Below are 22,866 nucleotides of genomic sequence, written 5' to 3'. Positions count from 1 at the left end.
CTTTTTTGGAATTAAGATGTCAAATTATGTTGATTATCACTTTGTTTATTGAAATTCCGTTCCAAAAACATTAAAATATTTTCATTTAATGAAAAAAGAAGCTAAGCTTCTTCTGTTATTATATTTAACTTTTCTTTGACTTCTTGATCAGTTAATCCATCGCATGATTTCATTAAATCAATTTCTTTTTCAAAATCTTTCTGATTCTTACTATTAAAATCAGAATTCTTTATTGTTTTGATATCTCCTGAAGTTTCTGAAAATTGATCATTTGTATAATAAGTAATTTCTTCTTGTGATATATAACCATCCTTATTAATAACTATTTGACTGATTGCATATCGTGTTTCTGTTTCTTCAATACCACCACCAGTTATTTCAGTCATCTTTAATTTTATAGTCAAAACAATTTGATTATCTTCATCTTTTCTCTCTACATTATAGACTTCATAATTCTTATCATTTAAATAATCAACATGTATTTTTTCTACAATATGAGAATAATCGTTCATGATATCATATTTATATGTATTATCATCACCTAAATAAAGTGAATGAAAATTATTTCCTTGCGTTATTGTATAAGATAATGTATTATATGCACCTTCTTCAAATACAGATTTAGAAACAAAACATAAATGATTATCTATTTTATAGATTTCATTATTCACAATATTTCCATTTTCATCAATATCACTTTTTACATAAGAAACATCATTATTCATCTTCTTTATAACTTCGCCTAGTGTTGCTTTACCATCCAAATTTTCATAAAGACCTTTTTGTGTTGATGAACCAGATGGTTTATCTGAACTCCCACACCCAACTAACATCACAGCGCACAAACATGCTATTATTCGCTTCAATTTCATATTTGTCCCTCCACTTATACTCATATAGTATACATTTTGGAAATTAATGTCAACAAAACAATTCTTAAGATTTTCTTAATATATAACCTACCTACATTTTTCTATTAGCAATCTCTACTTTCATTGTCCGTCCTTTAATAAGTGTATTGTTGAGTCTTTGAGCAACACTCTTACCTTTACCATTTAAAATATCTACATAACTACACATATCCTGAACTTGGATAATTCCAATATCATCACCATTAACATCTTCAAGAGCACAGATAGCTCCTACCAAATTTCCTGCTGCTATCTTTTTTCTTTTACCTACACTAAAATAAAGTCTCATAATATCTTCCTGTAAAACTTTATTTTTCTTTTCCTTTTGAACAACCATCTTTTTTAGTTCATTTAATGATTGACAATTAACAACCGTATTAAAAATAGATTCATTATCCTTTATATCAAATGATGTCTCTGTATAGTCTTCAATACACATACGACGTTTATAATCATCTTTACTCAATAATGAAATAGCAATTCCTGCTTTCCCAATCCTTGCTGTTCTGCCAATTCTATGAATATAATTTTGAGCTTCCCTAGGTAAATCATAATTTATAACATGAGAAATATTTTCAATATCAATTCCTCTTGCTGCTACATCAGTTGCAACTAAAAATTGAACTTTCCCTAAACGAAAATCATTCATATTTTCAAGACGATCAGTTTGTAACATACCTCCATGTATTTTATGCACAGATATACCATTTTTATATAACATATCATAAACTTCATTAACTCTTTCTTGTGTTTCACAAAAAATAATAGCACTTGAAGGCTTTTCATGAACAATCAGCTTTAAAAGAAAACCTGCTTTTTCATATGACATGACTTCATATGCATATGTTTCTATCTTTTGATTAATGACTTGAGATTGCTTTATATTGACCTGTACTGGATTTTTCATAAATTTTGCTGCGAGTTTTTTAATCTCTTCTGGTAAGGTTGCTGAAAAAAGACAAGTTGTTCTTTTGACTGGTAATTTTTCAATAATTTTTTCAACAGTTTCAATAAAACCCATATTTAGCATTTCATCCGCTTCATCTAAAACTAGATATTTTAAATGACTTGCATCAAATGTTCCTCTCTGTAAATGATCTAATATACGACCTGGTGTCGCTACAACAACATGTGTTTTTTGTTTTAAATCTTGTGTTTGAAACTTATATGGCTGTTTCCCAAAAATAGCTAAAGTCTTTATTTTTTTATAAGTGCCAATATTATCAAAATCTTCTTTTACCTGTATAGCAAGCTCTCTTGTTGGTGTTAATACCAGTACTTGTGGTTTATTCTCTTCCCAAACAACTGAATCTAAAAGCGGAATTGCAAAAGCTGCTGTCTTCCCACTTCCTGTCTTTGCTTTGACAATGACATCACGTTCTTGTTTTAACTCTGGGATGACTGCAGACTGGACTTCTGTTGCTTCACTATATCCTAACTTTTCAAGTGCATCTTGTATTCTTCCATCAATATTCAATTCTTTAAATTTCATAATTACCCTCGTTTCTACTTCCCTAGTATCCATGAATTCATCCAAACTTGCAAGAACTATTTAAAAATAAAGAAAAACTCATAACAAAAGTTATGAGTCCGAATCTTTATATTAATCTAATGCAGCAATCATAGCTTTATAAGAATCTTCTACTAAAGAAGCTCCACCAACCAATGCTCCATCAATGTCAGGTTGTTCTAATAATTCTTTTAATCCTTCAGGTTTCACAGATCCACCATATTGAATTCTTACTTTATCAGCAACTTCTTGACCATATAATTCAGCAACAACGCTTCTAATATATGCACAAACATCTTGTGCAATTTCATTCGTTGCAGTTTTACCTGTACCAATAGCCCATACTGGTTCATAAGCAATAACAACTCTTCCAGCACAGTTTGGACATACATCTTTGAAAGCAGCAACTGTTTGTGTCTTGACAACATCTTTAGTTGTTCCAGCTTCATATTCTTCCAATGTTTCACCAACACATACGATTGGAGTCATATCATTGTGTAAAACTTGTAACATTTTTGCATTGACTGTTTCATCAGTTTCACCAAAATATTGTCTTCTTTCAGAATGTCCTAAGATAACCCATTCAATTCCGATTTCTTTCAACATTTCAACACTGATTTCACCAGTATAAGCACCACTATCTTTAAAGTGACAGTTTTCAGCTGCAATAATTAAATTTTTTGCACCTTCTTTAGCAGCTTGTAAAGCTAAATATGGAGTAGCAATTCCCCAATCAGCATTATCATTACAAGCACTATCAACTGCAGCAACAAACGCTTTTGTATCTGCAATTGTTTTATTCATTTTCCAGTTTCCTACGATAATTGGTTTTCTCATTTTCATTCTCCCTAATTATTTATCATCAATAGCAGCAATACCAGGTAAAACTTTACCTTCCATGTATTCTAATGAAGCTCCTCCACCTGTAGAAATGTGAGAAACTTTATCTGCATATCCTAATTGCATAACAGCAGCAGCACTATCTCCACCACCAATAATTGTATTGGCATCATCTAAATTAGCTAATGCTTCACATACAGCAATTGTTCCTTTTGCAAATGGTTCCATTTCAAATACACCCATTGGTCCATTCCAGATAACTGTTTTTGCACCTGCTAAAGCATTTTTGATGTTTTCAACAGATTTAGGTCCAATGTCTAATCCCATATATCCTTCAGGTACATCTTCACCACAAACTTTGATATCACCTGTCTCTGCAAACGCATTATTGATAACAGAATCAACAGGTAAGATTAATTTATCTCCACCTTTAGCAATAATTTCTTTAGCAACTTCAATACGATCTTCTTCAACTAAAGAATTACCAATGTTATGTCCCATTGCTTTCATGAAAGTATAAGTCATACCTCCACCAACAATAACTTTGTCAGCAATCTTTAATAAGTTTTCAATAACTAAAATTTTATCAGAAACTTTAGCTCCACCTAAGATCGCTACCATAGGTCTTTCTGGATTACTTACAGCTTTTCCAATATATGCGATTTCTTTTTCTACTAAGAAACCAGCTGCTGATGGTAAGTGAGCAGGAATTCCCGCTGTAGAAGCATGAGCTCTATGTACAGAACCAAATGCATCTTCAACAAATACATCACCTAAAGATGCCCAGTATTTTCCAAGTTCTGGATCATTTTTACTTTCACCAGCTTCATAACGTGTATTTTGTACTAAAATAACTTGACCATTATTAGCTTCTTTCACTGCATTTTCAAGTTCAGCTCCTCTAGTACAATTAACGAATTTAACATCAACTCCTAATAATTCAGATAATCTAGGAGCAACAACAGCTAAATCATTTTTAGCTTTGTCTTCTTCAGTTTTTACTTTCCCTAAATGAGAAAATAATACAATTGCTTTTGGTCCTTCTGCTAATAAATATTTTAGAGTTGGTAAAGCAGCAACAATTCTGTTGTCGTTTGTAATTTCTCCTGTTTCTTTGTTTCTAGGTACATTGAAGTCAACACGAACTAAGACAGTTTTTCCAGCAACTTCAATATCTTTAATTGTTTTTTTATCCATTTTTCACATTCCTCCATGGTTGAATTATAACACTCTTACTGACGATTTTCAATCGCTTTCTTTGCTTATGTGAAGCATTTATCAAGGCTTTCTCTTATCTTTCATTATATCGCTATTTTTCGCATTTTCATATGAAGAAAAACGTTATGTTTTGTCTTTACATAACGTTTCCATTCTATCCATTTTCATGAATAGAATTGATAATATATTGATTCACTTCTTCTTCAGGAATTTGTAATAATATAGAAATCTCACTATTTAAAAAGTGTTCTGCCTGTATTCGATACGCTCTTTCAAAAGAATATGCTTTCTTCATTTTCTCTCTTACATAAACACTTTTAATAACTTTTACCCATTCAAGTTCATCATATTTCATCATTGCCTCTTGATAGAGTTCTTCTAAAACTTTCTTTTGAGGAGCATAAACTGTTCTTATAAATTCTATTCTCTCTAAAATATCTTTAATAGTTTCTAAAGAACAAATCTTTCTGATAATATGATGGTGATTTATATTTTTGATTTCCTGACTTATATAATCTTCTATAATGACTTGATTGTTCTCTACTTCTATAACTCTAGCAATACCATCTTGATAAACAATATAATCATTTTGATCATACATACATCTATACCTCATTAACTTCAAATTGATCACAAATAAAAGAAACAACATCTTCTTGTTCAATATCTAATACATAAGCAAATTCGTCATATAGAACTTTTTCTGCATCCTTAAAAAATTTATCATCAGCAGCATGAATTTTTTTACCATCTTTCTTTAACTCCTGTTGATATAAATAGAGTGTTCGAATCATTTTCATCAATTCTTTACGATTACCACTTTTTATAATCTCACGATATTTTTCTTTTCGCTGATTATCATTTTCAATCCAGCAATAGTCTTCATTAGGAAGTGTTCGAATTAATTCATGAATATCTTCAACCGAAAGAATTCTCTTGATCTTAGATACCAATTCTTCATTATCAATAGGTATATATACAATTGAATGTTCATTATATACAGGCTTTAATACATAATATTCAACAACCTTATTTGCAAATGAGCGCTTTGTTAAATCAGTTATCTTACATACGCCTTCATTCCCATATACCACCATATCGTTAATCTTATACATTCATCATCCTCCTTATAATAAAACAACGCATTACCTGCACCAACTGGATTTACGTTTGGGCAAACAACGCGTTGAGTTTCTTACATTATATCATACTTTTTTAAATAATGTCAGAAAGAAAATTCGTAAAATTCTGATTATCTTCGATATGCTTTGATAGGTTCTTTACGATTCGACAATAACTTATAAAGCGAAAGAAGAATACTGCAGATCCCAATGACACCAATTAAACAAGCTAAAATAAATTGCAATTCTCTAAAAATATCAAATACATGTAATATCCATAAACTAAACAATATCGATATAATAAGTATAGTCATCATCAGTTGTATCATTATTAATTTCTTTTTTTTCATCATCTCTATCACCTGTAGCCATAATAACATATTTATATGGAGTTTCTATGAAGAGTCAACTATTATTATAAATCACATATTTCAAAATAATGAATACTTTAAATTAGGTGATTCTATGAATAATGCTATTGAACCAGAAATGATTTATCAACTTGTAAATCAAGATTATACTTTTATTGATATAAGAGATCCACACCAATACAATCAACTGCATATTAAAAACTTTCTAAATATTCAACCTGATCAACTATTAAGAGATATCTTAACTTTTTCCAAATCAAAACCAATTGTTTTGATTTGTTATAGTGGAAAAAGAACTGAGGAACTCTCTCGTCAATTATCCCAATTAGGATTTCAAGCCTATTATATATCAGGAGGATTTCAAGCCTTTTTAAATGTGCAAAATGATATGTATTTTTAAAAGCCATCATAGATTGATGGCTTTTAGATTATGACTTTGACAATTGATAGAATGCCTCTAACCCTGCAAATTGACCTTGGGCTGACAATTCATCTTCAATTCTTAATAATTGATTGTATTTTGCAATACGATCTGTTCTTGAAGCAGAACCAGTTTTGATTTGTCCAGCGTTTGTAGCAACTGCAATATCAGCAATTGTTGTATCTTCTGTTTCACCAGAACGATGTGAAATAACTGCTGTATAATTAGCTTTTTGAGCCATTTCAATAGCTTCTAATGTTTCAGTTAATGTTCCAATCTGATTCACTTTAATTAAGATTGAATTCGCAACACCTCTTTCAATACCTTGTTGTAATCTTTTTGTATTTGTGACAAAGAAATCATCACCAACAAGTTGAACTTTACCACCTAACTTCTCAGTTAGATAATCCCATCCTTCCCAGTCATCTTGATCCAATCCATCTTCTATTGAAATAATTGGATACTTTTCACATAACTCAACATAGAAATCAACAAGTTCTTTTGATGTAAAAGATTTGTTGTTTTCACCAGGTAATGTATACATACCATCTTTATAGAATTCTGAACTGGCTACGTCCATTGCTAATTTCACATCAGTACCTGGTTGATATCCAGCTTTTTCAATAGCTTCTAGAATTGTTTGAATTGCTTCTTCATTAGATGCTAAATTCGGTGCAAAACCACCTTCATCACCAACTGCTGTATTTAATCCTTTAGCCTTCAAGACCTTCTTTAAAGCATGGAAAATTTCTGCTCCCATTCGAATTGTCTCTTTAAATGAACCTGCACTTACTGGCATAATCATAAATTCTTGGAAATCTACATTATTATCTGCATGTGCACCACCATTTATAATATTCATCATTGGTGTTGGTAAAACATGGGCATTAGCTCCACCAATATATTTATACAATGGGACATTTAAACTATCTGCTGCACATCTTGCAACTGCTAATGAAACACCAAGAATTGCATTTGCTCCTAATTTTCCTTTATTTGCAGTCCCGTCTAAGGCAATCATTGCTTCATCAATTTCTCTTTGGGCAGTGACATCTCTACCTACAATTTCTTTCGCAATAATTTCATTAACATTATCAACTGCTTTTGATACTCCTAACCCCAAATATCTATTTTGGTCTCCATCTCTTAATTCCACTGCTTCATGAACACCTGTAGATGCACCACTAGGGACAATGGCTCTACCAAATGCTCCATATTCACTGCTAACTTCAACTTCGACTGTTGGATTCCCACGAGAATCTAACACTTCTCTTGCATAGATACGACTAATTTTATCCATCTTTCGTCCTCCTTAAATAGAGTTCCTACCCTATGTGGTTGGCATAGGATAGAAAATCATTTATACACACAAAGTTAGTCTTCGCTAACCATATATAGAATAACACATCATTATTTTTTATGCAACATTTATGCATAAAAAGAAATGCCAAAAAAACTTTTTCAAATAATCGAAGTGAAAATTAACTCATTTATTGTCAAAATTGAGAAAACCATATGTTTTTTTAGCAGATCTTTTTCTTGTTTTTATAAAAAAGCACCTATCAATTTGTGATAAAGTGCTCTTTCCATATTATCGATTGACTGAAGATGCAATCTTATGATATGTCCAACGTTTACCTCTAATAGCAATAGATAATGTCATAATATTTTCTGGTAAAGCCATACCACACCATCCCGCATCACCAATATGTTGAATATCAATACCACATCGCTTATTCATTAATGCAATCTCTCTAATGGTTGCTTCATCACTACCTTCTTGAGATGTTCCAATTGCACTTAATGATAATGCACCTTTAGATTTAATGAATTGACAAGCTGTATGTAATTCTTTTTCAGTTAAACCAGGGACTGTATTCACAGCTGGCATTAAGATAATATCTGCTCCCGCTTCAATAAATCCTTCAATACTTTTCAAATCAACCAATGCTTCATCAATTCCAGAAGAATGCATTTTTCCAGCAATAATGAGACCACCAAAATATTCTTTTGCTAATAATATTGCTTTTTCGATAGATGCATGACTTACTCCAGTTCCAGGATTACCTGTTAAACAAATAAAGTCAAAACCAAGTTCTTTTGCTTTTATGAATGTCTCTTTTGTTGCATGACGTCCACTAGATATTTCATATCTATCTTCCATCATAGTAGCATCATTATCAATTGGTTCTAGATTACAACCTACAGGTCTTCCTATTAGTTTTTTTAATAACTGAACAGGTTGCTCTGTTTCTGGCAAACCCATAATTGTAGGATGATTGCAGTCAAAGACATTCAATAAGACCATATCACTTCCAAAAGAAACAGCCAATTCAGCATTTGTTAAATCTCCTAATAAAGGTGGAATTGCGCAGACTGTTTCAGTCATCACAGTTCTTCCTTCACATGCAAGAATAGATTGTTTTAATTCATCCTTGTTCATACTTAACATTTCACTTGTTGTACAATTTAATAATCTTTTCATAATCAAACCTCCATTTCTATTTTCTATTATACTCTTTTTTTCCTCATATGAAAGAAAACTGAATGATTTTCATCTTTCAGCTATATCTTTATCAAGATAACGATTTATAAAGTATGAGATGATTGTTGATAAGATAATACCACCTATCACAATGATAGAAATATACTGGAATAATCCCCATGTCATTGGCGCAAGTTGTAACCAATCCCAGAACAAACGAGTTGCAATAATAAATCCAATGACATCAATAATCAATACAAAACCTCTGTACCAGTTTACTGGACTATAAATACGATAAATCAAGTGGATAGCAATCATTGCAGTTGAGAAATAAAGAATTGTAAACAATTCATTTAAATTTAATCCTAATTGATCAGAAAAGATACTCATACAAATAACACTCAAAACAACTGCCATCGCATTTGGAACAGAATAACGTAAAGTATGACGTGCAATTGATTCTTTTTGTTTACTAATATTCTTTTCAAACAAAATCATAAATGATGGAAAACCTTCTACAAAGTTATCTAATAAAGTCATTTGAAAAGGAATAAATGGATAAGGCATATTCAATAAAACCATTGCTATGGCAATCAAAATTGTATAAATGGTTTTTAAATAGTACATAGAAGCAGAACGCTCCACATTATTAGTATCTAAACGTCCTTCTTTGACAACATCGACCATTGTAGATAATTCACCATTAATGACTACAAATTGAGATATTTGTTTAGCAGCATCTGACCCCGATCCCATTGCAATAGAAACATCTGCATCTTTCAATGCCAAGACATCATTCACTCCATCACCAGTCATCGCAACTTTTAATTTATGGCTTTGAAGCGCTAATATCATTTTGTGTTTTTGATGAGGCGTTGCTCGACCAATAACATTATAATTCATAATAGCATTTTCAATATCTTCATCTGTTTGTAATGTTGTTGCATCCAGATAATGGCTTGAATTTTCGACACCAGCTTGAGCTGCCAACGCACTCACAGTCACTGGATTATCACCTGAAATCACTTTAATAAGAACATCATTTTCTCTAAAGAAATCAATTGTTTCTTTAGCATCTGCTCTTAATGGATCAAGAATCACAATTGCTGCCATAGGTATTGCGTTTTTCAAATCATCTTGAAATGTTTCAAAATCAGGATGATGAGCAACAAGGAGAACACGTGCACCTTTTTGTTTTGCCACCTCAACACTTTGTGGCATTACCAAATCAGGTATAATAAATTCTGGAGCCCCTACAATTATTGTTCCTACGTTCTCTAAGAAAGAAGCACTCCATTTTCTAGCTGAAGAAAAAGAGACTCTATCCTTGGTGTCATATTTTGTATTTCCTTGGAAATATTTCGACAATGTTTGAAATGTTGCATTGTTATCAAGACTACCACTAACAAATGAAGACATAACATCATTAATATCATAAGGTAATTTATGGTCAAATAAAATGAGATCTTGAACTTCCATTTTTCCTTGTGTTAATGTCCCTGTTTTATCCAAGCATAATACATCAGCATGAGATAATGTTTCAATACTGAACATTTCTTGAACAAGAACCTCTTTTTTCCCTAATCGAACAATACTAGCAGCCATTGAAACACTTGTTAATAATACCAATCCTTTTGGCAACATCCCAAGCAATGCTGTAGAAGTATTAACTATAGCCATTGTCATTGACTCATCACGCACAATTAATGCTTGATATAACATCAATATACTCAATGGTAAAACAAGAAAACTTGTAAACTTTGTGACTTTATTAAAAAATGTCACAAGTTCAGAAATCACTGGTTTACGGTTTCTTGCTTCATTAGCAATCTTTGTTGCATAGTTATCTATTCCGACATGCTCTACTTCAGCATGACAAGCACCTGAAACAATAAAGCTCCCTGACAAAAGATGATCTCCAACTCTTTTTAAAACAGGATCAACTTCACCAGTAAGTAATGACTCATCAACCTCTACTGCTGTATCTAAAACTATAGAATCAGCAGATATTTGATTTCCTGTTTCTAAATAAATAACATCGCTAAGAACTATTTCTTCATTATCTATTTCTTGAATTTGGTCATCTCTTAAAACTTTTGTCTTTGGTGAGATAATTAAATTAAGTTTGGCTACCATATTTCTTGATCTTATTTCCTGATAAATTCTAATGACTGTATTAGAAGTTACAATAACGACAAAAAATAAACTAGACCATGCTTGAACCATAATTAAAGCAACAGCTATTACAAAATTGTATGCATTAAATAAATTAAAAACATGTTCAATGACAATTTGACGATAACTCTTTACGAGTGGCTTAGGAGATATATTCATATGTCCTAATTTCATTTCATTTTGAACTTGTTCATTTGTTAATCCTTTGACTTTTCTCACACTTACACCTACTTTTGTTTTCTATCATAACATATTTCTTTCAAAACTCATAATTATTCACATAAACTTTACATTATATTATCATATTGTTATAGATAATTTATGATTATTTTGTCTAATAATTTCTAAAGAAAAACGAAAGAATACTATAAATCATAATAAAATATAAAAATCTCTAATTATAAAATAATAATCAGAGATCATTAAATGATGAAACGAAGTTTGTGTGTGTGAGTTTTATCTTCTTATATTTAGTTTTCTGTTGTTTGAACTCCGCTTTCTTCACTTAATTTTTGTTTTTCAAGTAATTTAAAGAATGGATAATATAAACACATATCCAATACAATTAATCCGATAACCATAATAGCTGCTCTAAAATCCATACATCCCAATGCAGCTCCTAATGGTGCAGGAGTTGTCCATGGTGTTTCAATAACACCTTTTCCAACAATCTGAAATGCCATACACGCATAAGCAATAATAGAATTAATAACTGGTACAAAAATAAACGGTATCATCATTAATGGATTTAACACCATTGGTAATCCAAAGATAATTGGTTCATTAATATTAAAGATTGCTGGTCCTATTGAAAGTTTCCCCAAAGTTTTTAATTCCACTGATTTCGAACGAAGCAGTAAGATACATAATCCTAAAGTTGCTCCACCGCCACCCAGTGTTATCACATATGACCAAAATGGTTGTGTAAAGAAATGGGCAATGGGTTCACCAGCAGTAAATGCAGTAATATTAGCAACTAAATACATTTGCATAAAAGGCAATCTAATTGGTTGTGTAATGCTTGCACCATGTAATCCAAAGAACCAGAATGTCTGAGCAATAATTGTAATTAAACAAATTCCCAATAAAGAATCTAATCCTGAAATTGCTGGTGCTAAAAGTGTCATAATCATACTTGGTAACAATTCTCCACTCACATTTTGAATGAATAACGAAATAGCATAGAATGTAATAACACAGACAAATAATGGCATAATTGCATCAAATGAAGAACTAATCGCTGGTGGAACACCTTCTGGCATCTTAAAACGAATATTTTTAGCTAACATAAAATGCATAATTTCAACACAGCCAATAGCAACAATGATAGCTGTAAATATTCCCTTCGCATCTAAGAATGTCATTGGTATATAATTACCTGCCATACCTAATAAATCAGTCATATTTGATCCTTCGCTTATAGCACTTGTAGGGACAGCAGATACAGCTGGTGATGTCACTATAAAAAAAACAGCTGTCGAAACAATTGCAGTATTTAATGTTGGCATCTTATATCTCTTAGCCAAATGATATGCAATAGCAAAGGCTACAAATAACCCCATTAAAGCCATCGTCATATTATATGGTAATTGCAGCATCGCTTTGTTAGCCTGTGCCCAATTATACCATCCTAACAACAAATCACTAATAAATCCCCAATTAGGTAACGTATCTGGTTTAAATGGCGGTGTTGAAATAATTAAACATACACCACCTAAGATAGATAACGGAATAGCAACAACCATTCCATCACGAATAGCAGCCAGATGTCTTTGATTCCCTAATTTATTTGCAATCGGTACAAGCGTACGATTTGCAAGTTCATTGAATTTTTCCATGAAATTCATGAATATTCCTCCCTCCTGAATCTGTACCCTGATTATATAATTATGGCTCTTACAAATTCAATTATTTTCCATATTGTCGAAAACATTTCCACAATGTGGAAATGAGTTGATAATGATCTATAATTGTTATATATTTATAAATTAGTGTTAAATTATTCGAAAAATCATAAATTTAAATATCAAAATATATTCTTGACACAAGTCTAAAAAAAATTATAATGGGACATGTGTGAGTATTATCTTCTTGTGAAAGATGTGTGAAAAACACAACGAGATCAAGGAGGAAAAAGTTTATGAAGTTAATTATTGAAGAAAATGAACAAAAAATGAGTGAAAGTGCTATGCACATTTTACTAGGTACAATGATGCAGGATAAGAGAGTTAATATTTCTTTAACTGCTGGGAAATCTCCAATCAATTTGTACAAGATGATGATTCCTTATGTCAAGGATCAAGAAAAATTTAAAGATATTGAGTATTACTTATTTGATGAAGCCCCATATCTTGATAAACCTTATGGCCCTAACTGGGAAGAAATGCAAGAATTATTCTTTAAAGATGCCCATATTCCTGCCAAAAGAATTCATACCACAACTATGGAAAACTGGGAAACATATGATCAGGAAATTCGTGATGCTGGTGGCATTGATGTTATGTTAATTGGACTAGGATTTGATGGCCATTTCTGTAGCAATTGTCCAAGATGTACACCAATGGATAGCTATACTTATCCAATGGACCGTGCAACAAAAAATGCTGCAAATCCTACATATCCAGCCAAACCACATTTACCTGTTACATTAACAATGGGTCCAAAAAGTTTAATGCGTGTTAAACATCTGGTCATGATTGTTACAGGCAAAGAAAAAGCTGAAATTTTAAAACAAGTCTTAGATTCACCGATTACAGATGAATTGCCAGCAACTGTCTTAAAACTTCATCCTAATTTTACAGTTATCTGTGATAAAGAAGCTGCTTCTTTATTAAATAGGGAAGATTATAAGAGACTTTAATTTTTATAAGGAAAACAACATCGTTCGTTTTCCTTTTATCAACTCTTTTCCAAAATCTGGAAAAGTTTTTTATTTCATGGAAATCCCTTGGTCTTATATATGGAGATTGATATACTTAACTATATAAAAAATGAGGTAAAAAATATGACTAAGAAAAAAACAATGATGACAAATAAATACGATATTATTGAAGTGAGAATGTGTAGGTTTTTTGCTATGGTGATTGATTGGTATCTTACCAATATGCTTGCTGTTATTCCTATCACTTTTTATTTTCGTGGAGACGATTACTTACAACCCTATATGTTTGAACTCAATGAATATAGTTTTCAAATTGGACTATTGCTTGGAATTTATGCAATTATCATTGGTATTGTCTATTATGTTGTCATTCCTAGTTTTGTTTGGAAAGGTCAGACATTAGGAAAGAAGCTATGTAAAATACAAGTCATTGATCAAAATGCCAATGAACTCACATTACAAACTATTTTAAAAAGAGAATTACTCGGTGCTGTTATTTTAGAAGGTGGAATCATTATAACTGCAACATACATAAGAAAATTACTACCTTTGTTTGGTTTAGCAAGTTTTGTAACACCACTTAAATATATTGCCTATGCACTTACAATTGTTTCTATTGGCTATGCATATTTTCAGCCAATGTCACAGGCATTCCACGATAAGATAGCTAATACTCTTGTCATAAAGAAATAAATTGTATTCTCCCAACTTTCATGATATATATAATATATATGTCGAAAAGAGGGAAAAACTATGTTTAATTTGATGATTATTCTATTATCTACTATTAATAGTGAACCAAAAGACTCTAATAATTATAAAATAGCAAAATTTATTATTGAAAATATTCATAATTTAGAGGAATTTACTTTAACTGATTTTGCCCAAAGTTGCTATGTTTCTAATTCCAGCATCTCACGTTTCTGCCGTGATATTGGCTTAAGGGATTTTCATGCTTTAAAGAATCAAATAGCTAGATTTGCGATTGAACACGAACATGCAAAAGGCAAATTCAACTTTAAAGATTTTGAAGCTCAATCCTTAAGTAAATCTTATATTTTGAGTGTTATAGATAATTTAAAAACACTTTATAATAGTCATATTGAAAATGATCTTGAGCATTTGGTAGAAGATATACACGCATATAAGAAAGTTGCTGCTTTTGGATATATGCAATCTGAAAATGTTGCTTTAAATCTACAATATGACTTACAAACAAATGGTAAAATACTTTTTACTTGTATCAAGTTTATTGATCAAGTTGATTATATCAATAATGCTGATGAAGAAACTTTAATTATTATCTTCTCAGAGTCCGGAACTTATTTTGATCGTGTCTTTCAGCGAACCAAACCATTTAAGAATTTAAAAATGAAACCTAAAATATATATGATAACATCTAATTTTAGTATCTCCCTCCCTTATATAGACGCATATGTCCGTTATCACAGTCGAAATGATTTCGCAAGTCATCCTTATCCTCTGATTATTATTTCAGATCTCATTTGCGTCCAGTATACAAAAATATTACAAGAAAAAAATAACAAAACAGCCTTATAGACAATTATTTATGTCTACAAGGCTATTTTTAATTATTCACTAATATCATTTTCATCAAAGACTTCATCAATAGGTGCTCCTGGTGCAACCATTGGGAACACTTTATCATCCTCTTGAATAATGCATTCAATAACAATTGGTCCATTATAATCAATGGCTTCTTGAATCGCAGGTAAAACTTCTTCTTTCTTTGTCACCCTAATAGCTTTACACCCTAAACCTTCAGCAACTTTACAAAAATCAACTTTATCATTTAAGATTGTTGCAGAATAACGTTTATCATAGAATAGTGTTTGCCATTGTCTAACCATACCTAAGACATGATTATTTAAAACAACTTGAATGATTGGAACATTATATCGAGATGCCGTTGCCAATTCATTGAGATTCATTCTAAAACATCCATCTCCAGCAATATTGAAAACAACTTGATCTGGCTTTCCATATTTTGCCCCCATAGAAGCCCCTAGACCGTATCCCATTGTTCCTAACCCACCACTTGTAATCAATTGGCGAGGTCTTCTAAAATGGTAATACTGAGCAGCCCACATTTGATTTTGGCCAACTTCTGTACAAATAATAGCATTACTATCTGTCATAGCTTCTATTTGTTCAATAACATAAGGTCCTGTTAAAATATCTGGATTATATGTTAATGGGAATTGTTCTTTTAACCCTCTGATTTCTTTTAACCATTGGGGATGATTTTGTTGTGCTAACAATAAGTTTAATGCCCCTAAAATACTCTTAGCATCTCCAACAATACCCAAGTCAACTGCAACATTCTTATTAATTTCTGCAGCATCAACATCAATATGAATAATCTTAGCATTTCTTGCAAATTTGGCTGTATTTCCAGTGACACGATCACTGAACCTAGCCCCCACAACAATTAATAAGTCACATCGAGAAACACCTAAATTACTCGTTTTTGTTCCATGCATCCCTAGCATTCCTGTATAACGTGGGTTAGTTCCATCATAAGCCCCTTTTCCCATCAATGAATCAGCTACAGGTGCATCAATTTTTTCTACAAATTCTTTAAGTTCTTCAGATGCTCCAGCGGCAATAGCTCCACCGCCAACAAACACAAATGGTCTTTCACTCTTTTCAATCATCTGAATAGCTTTCTTGATTGTCTCTGTTGGATAAGTATAACTACGTCTTTCAATGACTTCAGGAACTTGTGGTTTATAATCACCCTTTTTAATAGTGACATCTTTTGTAATATCAACGAGGACAGCCCCAGGTCTTCCTTCTTTAGCGATTTGAAATGCCTTACGAATAGTTGGAGCTAAATCCTCAATTTTCTTAACAATAAAGTTATGCTTAGTAATTGGCATTGTCACTCCAGCAATATCAACTTCTTGAAAGCTATCTTTTCCAAGTAATGAAACCGCCTGATTGGCTGTAATTGCAACAAGAGGAATCGAATCCATTTGTGCAGTTGCAATTCCAGTGACAAGATTTGTTGCTCCTGGACCACTTGTTGCTAGACAAACACCTACCTTACCAGTTGCACGAGCATATCCATCAGCAGCATGAGATGCACCTTGTTCATGAGAAGTCAAGATATGGTTAATCTTATCCTGATATTTATATAGACTATCATAGATTTCTAAAATTGTTCCACCAGGATACCCAAACACAGTATCAACACCTTGTTCAAGTAAGCATTCAACAACAATATCTGATCCTTTCATTTCCATAGTATCTTTCCTCCTCTTCTTTAATCTTTAACTTTTAAAACTGCTCCAGTGTTTGCTGAAGTAACCATTGCAGCATATTTCTTCAAATATCCTTTCACTTCAGGCATTTTAGGTTCCCAGTTTTTCTTTCTTTCTGCCATTTCCTCATCACTGACTAATAATTGAATACTATTATTCTCAATATCAATCTCAATCATATCTCCCTCTTGAACAAAAGCAATTGGTCCTCCAACTGCTGCTTCAGGAGAAACATGTCCAATTGATGCACCACGAGTCGCACCAGAGAAACGTCCATCAGTAATCAAAGCAACATCTTTATCTAACCCCATCCCAGCGATTTCACTTGTAGGGGATAACATTTCACGCATTCCTGGACCACCACGAGGTCCTTCATAACGAATCACAACGACATCACCAGCCACAATTTTACCTGCACGAATAGCCGCAATTGCATCTTCCTCACAATCAAAGACTCTTGCCGGTCCCTTATGTTGCATCATTTCTGGTGCCACTGCTGATTTCTTTACAACACAGCTATCTGGTGCTAAGTTCCCTTTTAAGACTGCAATACCACCAGTTTTGCTATAAGGATTAGTAATAGGTCTAATAATATTTGGGTCAAGATTGACACAACCCTCAATATTCTCTTTTAATGTTTTTGTTGTACATGTCATAACATCTGTATGCAAAATGCCTAAAGTATCTAATTCATTCATAACTGCATAAACCCCACCAGCCTCATTCAAATCTTCCATAAATGTATCTCCAGCAGGAGCTAAATGACATAAGTTAGGTGTTTTCTTGCTGATTTCATTGGCAATTTCTAAGTTCAAATCAACACCTGCTTCATAAGCAATTGCTGGTAAATGCAACATTGAGTTTGTTGAACATCCTAAAGCCATATCAACAGTTAAGGCATTCAAGAAAGCATTTGGTGTCATAATATCTCTTGGTTTAATATCTTTTTCTACCAATTCCATAATTTGCATTCCAGCATGTTTTGCCAGTCTAATTCTTTCACTATAAACAGCCGGAATTGTTCCATTTCCTTTTAATCCCATTCCAAGAACTTCTGTTAAACAATTCATAGAATTAGCAGTATACATACCTGAACATGATCCACAAGTAGGACAGGCTTTTTCTTCAAATTCTTTTAATTTTGCTTCAGTTATTTTACCTGAATTAAATTCTCCAACAGCTTCAAATAAAGTTGATAAACAAGTTTGTTTCCCATCTAATCTTCTACCAGCTAACATTGGTCCGCCACTTACAAAAATTGTTGGAATGTTTAATCTAGCAGCTGCCATTAATAATCCAGGAACATTTTTATCACAATTAGGAATCATAACCAATCCATCAAATTGATGTGCATTAGCTAAACATTCAGTACTGTCACAAATCAACTCTCTTGTAACCAATGAATATTTCATTCCTGTATGATTCATAGCAATCCCATCGCAAACTGCAATAGCTGGAACTTCAATTGGTGTTCCACCTGCCAAATAAATTCCTTTCTTGACTGCTTCGGCTATTTTATCTAAGTTCATATGTCCAGGAACAATTTCATTATAAGAATTAACAACTCCAATTAACGGTCTAGCTAGTTCTTCTTCTGTCATTCCTAATGCATTAAATAAAGATCTATGAGGTGCTCTTTCAACACCTGTTTTGACATTATCACTTTTCATGCTTTTCCTCCCTCTATAGTCTCTCAACTATCAAATCACCCATTTGTGAACACGATACCTTTGTCTGTCCATCAGACATAATATCAATTGTACGATATCCATCCTTTAAAACCTTTTCAATCGCTCTTTCAATAGCCTCTGCTTCTTGATCCATATCAAATGAATATCTTAACATCATAGCGGCTGAAAGAATTGTAGCAATTGGATTTGCAATATTTTTTCCTGCAATATCAGGTGCACTCCCATGGCTAGGTTCATACATTCCTAATTTATCATCTCTTAATGATGCACTAGATAACATTCCAATTGACCCTGTAACCATACTGGCTTCATCACTTAAAATATCTCCAAACATGTTTTCTGTTAAAATCACATCAAACTGACGAGGATTCTTAACCAATTGCATTGCACAATTATCCACTAACATATGTTCAACTTCAACACTAGGATAATCCTTAGCAACCTCATTCACAACTTTTCTCCATAAACGAGAAGTATCAAGAACATTCGCTTTATCAACGCTTGTTACTTTCTTTCTACGTTTCATGGCAATATCAAATCCACGAATAGCAATTCTTCTGATTTCATTTTCACTATATATTAAATTGTCATGTGCTACCATTTGCCCATTGACTTCTTTTGTTTCTCTTGCTCCAAAATACAAGCCACCTGTCAATTCACGCATAATCATCATATCAAAACCACCTTCAGTGATTTCTTCTTTTAAAGGACAAGCCCCTTTTAATTCATCATATAGATAAGCGGGTCTTAAATTTGCAAATAAATTTAATTCTTTTCTGATTTTTAATAATCCCGCTTCTGGTCGAAGTGCTGGTTCTAACTGATACCATGGAGATGTATTTGTATCTCCACCAATTGATCCCAACAAGACAGCATCACTATTTTGTGCCACCTGAATGGCTTCATCTGTTAATGGCACCCCATATGCATCAATAGAAGCTCCTCCCATTAAAATCTCACGATAATGAAAAGTATGATTGTATTTTCTTGAAATTGCATTTAAGACTTTTAATGCTTCATTCACAATCTCTGGTCCAATTCCATCACCTTTAATGACTGCAATATTCTTTTCCATACATTTATCCTTTCTTCTTTTCATTCACATAGTTTACTAAACCATTTGCTTGAATCATTTTTTGTAAAAATTCTGGAAATGGCTGTGCCTGATATTCTATATTCTTTGTTTTATTTATAATTTTACCTGTATCAAAATCTACTTCGACTTCATTTCCTTCATCAATATCATTTGCTGCTTCTTCACATTCTAAGATAGCAAAACCAATATTAATAGAATTACGATAGAAAATTCTTGCAAACGATTTTGCAATAACACAACTTACACCTGCTGTCTTCAATGCTAAAGGCGCATGCTCACGAGACGATCCACAACCAAAGTTTTTTCCAGCAACCATAATATCACCAGGCTCTACTCTTTCTACAAAGGTCGGATCAATATCAATCATGGCATGACTTGCTAATTCTTTTGCATCAAACGAATTCAAATATCTTGCTGGAATAATAACATCAGTATCAACATTATCACCATATTTTAAGACTTTACCGTGTGCTAACATGTTACTCCCCATCCTTTCTAGGATCTGCAATATATCCTGCAATTGCACTTGCAGCTGCGACTTCAGGAGAAGCCAAATAAATAAGTGCCTGCGTATCTCCCATTCTTCCTACAAAATTACGATTTGTTGTTGAAACACATTTTTCACCTTTTGCCATAACACCCATATGTCCACCCATACAAGGACCGCAACTTGGTGTATTAAAAGCACAACCTGCTTCAACAAAGATTTCAGCCAATCCTTCTTGAATACATTGTACAAAGATTTTTTGTGTTGCTGGAACAACCATCACACGTACATGATGAGCAACCTGCTTTCCTTTTAGAATAGCAGCTGCTTTTCGTAAATCACTCATTCTTCCATTTGTACATGATCCAATGACAACTTGATCAATCATAATTTTCTCTTCATTATTGATTTCATCCATTGTATGTGCATTTCCTGGTAAGTGAGGAAATGCAACAGTAGGAACAATTGAAGACAAATCAATTTCAATCACTTCATCATAAACTGCATCTTTATCTGCTATATATTCTTTATACTCTTTCTTTGAATGTTTCTTCATATAATCTCTTGTTTGATTATCAACAGGGAAAATTCCATTTTTAGCTCCTGCCTCAATAGCCATATTACAGATTGTAAAACGGTCATCCATTGAAAGTTCAGCAACTCCTTCACCTGTAAACTCCATTGATTTATATAAAGCTCCATCAACACCAATTTTACCAATTATGTGTAAGATAACATCTTTACCACTTACATAAGGTTGTAATTTTCCTTTTAATACAAATTGAATAGCACTTGGTACCTTGAACCACAATTCGCCAGTTGCCATACCAGTCGCAATATCAGTTGTTCCAACACCAGTAGAAAATGCTCCTAAAGCTCCATAAGTACATGTATGAGAATCTGCTCCAATAATACATTCCCCTGCTACAACAATTCCTTTTTCAGGTAAGATAGCATGTTCAACACCACATTTTCCTTGTTCCATATGATGTGTTAAGCATTGATTTAAAGAGAATTCTCTAATTGCCTTTGAATTCTCAGCAGATTTAATATCTTTATTTGGTGTAAAATGATCTGGAACCAAAATCACTTTATCCTTATCAAAGACTTCATTAGCCATTTGTTTAAAAATAGGCAATGCCATTGGTCCTGTAATATCATTAGCCATTACAACATCTAATTTTGCTTCTATCAATTGACCAGCTACAACTTGTTTTAAACCTGCATGATCAGCTAATATCTTTTGTGTCATTGTCATCGACATAATTACTTCCCCCTTCATCCTTTGTATGTCATCACTAAAGAGTCTAAGACTCTTTACTGAACACACACAAAAGTGTGTGTATTGATTAGTTATTAATTAACTTGTCTTCATCAGACCAGCTATATAATTTTCTAACTTCTTTACCAGTTTTTTCAGATATATGTTCAGTTGCTAATTTACGCATAGCTTTAAAGTGAGCTTGTCCACCAGCTTCAGACATATCTAATAAGAAATCTTTAGCAAAAGTTCCATCTTGAATATCAGATAAAACTTTTTTCATTGCTTTCTTTGTATCTTCAGTGATAATTTTTGGTCCAGTAATATAATCACCATATTCAGCTGTATTAGAGATAGAATATCTCATACCTTCAAATCCAGATTGATAAATTAAATCTACAATCAATTTCATTTCATGAATACATTCAAAATATGCATTTCTTTCATCATATCCAGCTTCTACTAATGTTTCAAAACCAGCTTGCATTAAGGCACAAACACCACCACATAAAACAGCTTGTTCACCAAATAAATCAGTTTCTGTTTCTGTTCTAAATGTTGTTTCTAGTACACCAGCTCTTGCTCCACCAATACCTAATGAATAAGCTAATGCAATATCTTGTGCTCTTCCTGTTGCATCTTGTTCTACTGCAACTAGACAAGGAACACCTTTTCCAGCTTGATATTCACTACGAACTGTATGTCCTGGTCCTTTTGGCGCAACCATAGTGACATCGACATTCTTAGGTGGAACAATTTGTCCAAAATGAATATTGAAACCATGAGCAAACATTAACATGTTTCCTTCTTCTAAGTTTGGCTCAATTGATTCTTTGTATAATTTTGCTTGTAACTCATCATTAATTAAAATCATGATGATATCTGCTTTCTTAGCAGCTTCAGCTGAAGTGTAAACTTCAAATCCTTGTGCTTCTGCTTTTGCCCAAGATTTAGAACCTTCATATAAACCGATAATAACGTTAACTCCAGATTCCTTTAAGTTTAATGCATGAGCATGTCCTTGAGAACCATACCCAATGATTGCTACTGTTTTGTTATCTAATAAAGATAAATCACAATCTGACTGATAATAAATTTTTGCCATTTTCTT

General features: G+C 32.5%; 21 protein-coding genes. 4 read left to right on the top strand and 17 right to left on the bottom strand.

Translation table 11 applies throughout. The annotated features are described in order from the left end of the window. Positions 1–101: 101 nt before the first annotated feature. From AC5M21_RS02365 to AC5M21_RS02335, 7 genes are all read right to left on the bottom strand, one after another. Positions 102–872: a hypothetical protein gene (locus AC5M21_RS02365; protein ID WP_008790063.1), complete on the bottom strand. Its 771-nt coding sequence runs from the start codon at positions 870–872 to the stop codon at positions 102–104. A gap of 91 nt (positions 873–963) precedes the next feature. Then, positions 964–2,403, bottom strand: coding sequence for a DEAD/DEAH box helicase (locus tag AC5M21_RS02360; protein ID WP_008790064.1), 1,440 nt, complete (start codon positions 2,401–2,403; stop codon positions 964–966). Positions 2,404–2,514: 111 nt separating this feature from the next. Beyond that, complete coding sequence (gene tpiA / locus AC5M21_RS02355) at positions 2,515–3,258, bottom strand: triose-phosphate isomerase (protein ID WP_008790065.1); 744 nt, start codon at positions 3,256–3,258, stop codon at positions 2,515–2,517. A gap of 15 nt (positions 3,259–3,273) precedes the next feature. Further along, complete coding sequence (locus AC5M21_RS02350) at positions 3,274–4,458, bottom strand: phosphoglycerate kinase (protein WP_008790066.1); 1,185 nt, start codon at positions 4,456–4,458, stop codon at positions 3,274–3,276. A gap of 175 nt (positions 4,459–4,633) precedes the next feature. Then, on the bottom strand, positions 4,634–5,080 hold the full coding sequence (locus AC5M21_RS02345; RefSeq protein ID WP_008790067.1) for a hypothetical protein: 447 nt from the start codon (positions 5,078–5,080) through the stop codon (positions 4,634–4,636). A 4-nt stretch (positions 5,081–5,084) separates the two neighbouring features. Then, positions 5,085–5,594, bottom strand: a complete 510-nt coding sequence (locus AC5M21_RS02340) for a CarD family transcriptional regulator (RefSeq protein WP_008790068.1) — start codon at positions 5,592–5,594, stop codon at positions 5,085–5,087. Positions 5,595–5,731: 137 nt separating this feature from the next. After that, positions 5,732–5,950, bottom strand: a complete 219-nt coding sequence (locus AC5M21_RS02335; RefSeq protein ID WP_017144094.1) for a hypothetical protein — start codon at positions 5,948–5,950, stop codon at positions 5,732–5,734. Between the two features lie 115 nt (positions 5,951–6,065). On the opposite strand from AC5M21_RS02335, the gene AC5M21_RS02330 reads away from it, so the two are divergent. Continuing rightward, the gene (locus AC5M21_RS02330; RefSeq protein ID WP_008790069.1) at positions 6,066–6,371 is read left to right on the top strand and encodes a rhodanese-like domain-containing protein; all 306 of its coding nucleotides are present in this window, start codon (positions 6,066–6,068) and stop codon (positions 6,369–6,371) included. 28 nt (positions 6,372–6,399) lie between these two features. Here AC5M21_RS02330 and eno read toward each other — a convergent pair whose 3' ends face one another. From eno to AC5M21_RS02310, 4 genes are all read right to left on the bottom strand, one after another. Next, entirely contained in the window at positions 6,400–7,692 is a 1,293-nt protein-coding gene (gene eno / locus AC5M21_RS02325; RefSeq protein WP_008790070.1) for a phosphopyruvate hydratase, read from the bottom strand. Positions 7,693–7,983: 291 nt separating this feature from the next. Further along, positions 7,984–8,877: a DUF7916 family protein gene (locus tag AC5M21_RS02320; protein WP_054689206.1), complete on the bottom strand. Its 894-nt coding sequence runs from the start codon at positions 8,875–8,877 to the stop codon at positions 7,984–7,986. A 69-nt stretch (positions 8,878–8,946) separates the two neighbouring features. Continuing rightward, positions 8,947–11,271 carry an HAD-IC family P-type ATPase gene (locus AC5M21_RS02315; protein WP_117599064.1) on the bottom strand — a complete coding sequence of 775 codons (2,325 nt, stop codon included), beginning with the start codon at positions 11,269–11,271 and terminating at the stop codon, positions 8,947–8,949. A gap of 251 nt (positions 11,272–11,522) precedes the next feature. Beyond that, the gene (locus AC5M21_RS02310; RefSeq protein WP_017144093.1) at positions 11,523–12,899 is read right to left on the bottom strand and encodes a PTS sugar transporter subunit IIC; all 1,377 of its coding nucleotides are present in this window, start codon (positions 12,897–12,899) and stop codon (positions 11,523–11,525) included. A gap of 293 nt (positions 12,900–13,192) precedes the next feature. Here AC5M21_RS02310 and AC5M21_RS02305 point away from each other — a divergent pair, with 293 nt between their 5' ends. From AC5M21_RS02305 to AC5M21_RS02295, 3 genes are all read left to right on the top strand, one after another. After that, the gene (locus tag AC5M21_RS02305; protein ID WP_008790074.1) at positions 13,193–13,912 is read left to right on the top strand and encodes a 6-phosphogluconolactonase; all 720 of its coding nucleotides are present in this window, start codon (positions 13,193–13,195) and stop codon (positions 13,910–13,912) included. A gap of 144 nt (positions 13,913–14,056) precedes the next feature. Continuing rightward, positions 14,057–14,626 (top strand): RDD family protein, encoded by a 570-nt coding sequence (locus tag AC5M21_RS02300; RefSeq protein ID WP_008790075.1) that lies wholly within the window; start codon positions 14,057–14,059, stop codon positions 14,624–14,626. A 60-nt stretch (positions 14,627–14,686) separates the two neighbouring features. Beyond that, positions 14,687–15,493 (top strand): MurR/RpiR family transcriptional regulator, encoded by an 807-nt coding sequence (locus tag AC5M21_RS02295; RefSeq protein ID WP_008790076.1) that lies wholly within the window; start codon positions 14,687–14,689, stop codon positions 15,491–15,493. A 32-nt stretch (positions 15,494–15,525) separates the two neighbouring features. Here AC5M21_RS02295 and ilvB read toward each other — a convergent pair whose 3' ends face one another. The 6 genes from ilvB to ilvC form a co-directional block, all read right to left on the bottom strand. After that, a complete protein-coding gene (gene ilvB / locus AC5M21_RS02290; protein ID WP_008790077.1) occupies positions 15,526–17,202 on the bottom strand; it encodes a biosynthetic-type acetolactate synthase large subunit in 1,677 nt (558 codons plus the stop codon). A 20-nt stretch (positions 17,203–17,222) separates the two neighbouring features. Next, entirely contained in the window at positions 17,223–18,890 is a 1,668-nt protein-coding gene (gene ilvD, locus AC5M21_RS02285; RefSeq protein WP_008790078.1) for a dihydroxy-acid dehydratase, read from the bottom strand. Between the two features lie 13 nt (positions 18,891–18,903). Further along, positions 18,904–19,986, bottom strand: a complete 1,083-nt coding sequence (gene leuB, locus AC5M21_RS02280; protein WP_008790079.1) for a 3-isopropylmalate dehydrogenase — start codon at positions 19,984–19,986, stop codon at positions 18,904–18,906. A 4-nt stretch (positions 19,987–19,990) separates the two neighbouring features. After that, positions 19,991–20,485 (bottom strand): 3-isopropylmalate dehydratase small subunit, encoded by a 495-nt coding sequence (gene leuD / locus AC5M21_RS02275; RefSeq protein WP_008790080.1) that lies wholly within the window; start codon positions 20,483–20,485, stop codon positions 19,991–19,993. Between the two features lies 1 nt (position 20,486). Continuing rightward, a complete protein-coding gene (leuC, locus tag AC5M21_RS02270) occupies positions 20,487–21,758 on the bottom strand; it encodes a 3-isopropylmalate dehydratase large subunit (RefSeq protein ID WP_017144092.1) in 1,272 nt (423 codons plus the stop codon). A gap of 85 nt (positions 21,759–21,843) precedes the next feature. Continuing rightward, complete coding sequence (ilvC, locus tag AC5M21_RS02265) at positions 21,844–22,860, bottom strand: ketol-acid reductoisomerase (RefSeq protein WP_008790082.1); 1,017 nt, start codon at positions 22,858–22,860, stop codon at positions 21,844–21,846. Positions 22,861–22,866 lie beyond the last annotated feature (6 nt).

The sequence above is a fragment of the Coprobacillus sp. genome (genome assembly GCF_984815275.1).
This window is presented reverse-complemented; position numbering and strand designations above follow the sequence as displayed.